This is a genomic window from Mycobacterium sp. NGS41 (genome assembly GCF_059812725.1).
Map to the genome: position 1 here is coordinate 1 of NZ_JCALDF010000093.1, position 369 is coordinate 369.

Genomic DNA, 369 nt, shown 5'->3' on the forward strand with positions numbered 1-369 from the left:
TGTTGACGCCGGTTGAAAACCAGGCCAGTCGCGCCGGTTGAAAAGTAGGCCACCCAATCAGATTGGATGGGTGATCTCCTTGGAAGACTGGGCGTTGATCCGGCACCTTCATCACAGCGAGAAGTTGTCGCAGCGTGCGATTGCCAAGCAGCTGGGTATAGCGCGCGACACGGTGGCAGGGGCGTTGGCCAGCGACGGGCCGCCGAAGTACGAGCGGGCTGCGGTGGAGTCGGCGATCAGTGCGGCTGAGCCGCGAATCCGGGCGTTGTTGTCGGTGTATCCGCAGATGCCGGCGACGGTGATCGCCGAGCGGATCGGCTGGTCGGGATCGATGAGCTGGTTGCGTGAGCGGGTGGCGTTGATCCGTCC

The 369-nt window shown here is 63.7% G+C and carries 1 pseudogene; it reads left to right on the forward strand.

What is annotated here, in order from left to right:
- Positions 1–79: 79 nt before the first annotated feature.
- Positions 80–369: pseudogene (locus tag AC5Y21_RS26070) on the forward strand (IS21 family transposase); the annotation flags it as partial.